This is a genomic window from Arthrobacter sp. AL12 (genome assembly GCF_029960645.1).
In the GTDB taxonomy this organism is placed as follows: Bacteria; Actinomycetota; Actinomycetes; order Actinomycetales; family Micrococcaceae; genus Arthrobacter.
This window is the reverse complement of record NZ_JASBQY010000051.1, coordinates 1-538: the sequence shown is the minus strand read 5'-3', so window position 1 is coordinate 538 and position 538 is coordinate 1. Positions and strand designations below refer to the sequence as shown.

Genomic DNA, 538 nt, shown 5'->3' with positions numbered 1-538 from the left:
ACGCCGTCGTGGATGAGGACGGCAACGGCCATCCATGTCAGCAGGCCAATCAGCTGCGCCGGACCCAGCTGGGTGGGCAGCCCCAGCAGCCCGTAGACAAGCATGGCCACGCCAATAACACCGAGCGCCCCCCGGGCGGCTCTGACAGTCAAGGACGTTTTCACAGGACCTCCACGCTGTGCAACCACTTGGTCTGCAGCACTCCGGGACGGCCGGGGGCGATGATCCGGGCCGGGTACCCATGATCCAGATCGAGGACCGAACCGTTGAGTTCCAGGGCCACCAGCGTCTTCTCGTCCCGGGTGTACTCGGCCGGCATGTTCATCGTCCGGTAAGCCCCTTCCGGCTCCAGGCTGGTGAACCGGAGTTCAGAACCCGCAGGAGCACCAACATCTGCGAGCAGGTCCTGGACGCGGACGCCCCGCCACGTAGCCATCTGGCTCCACCCTTCAACACACGCGATCGGCAGTTCGTGACTGTGCTGGGGCAGCGCCCGGAGCTCCTCCAGGGTGAAAGACCGGCTGGACCCACCGGAGCG

The 538-nt window shown here is 66.0% G+C and carries 1 protein-coding gene; it reads right to left on the bottom strand.

What is annotated here, in order from left to right; translation table 11 throughout:
* Positions 1-160 precede the first annotated feature (160 nt).
* Positions 161-538: molybdopterin-dependent oxidoreductase (locus QK291_RS19015; protein ID WP_282384412.1), on the bottom strand; the 378-nt coding region annotated here is incomplete at its 5' end.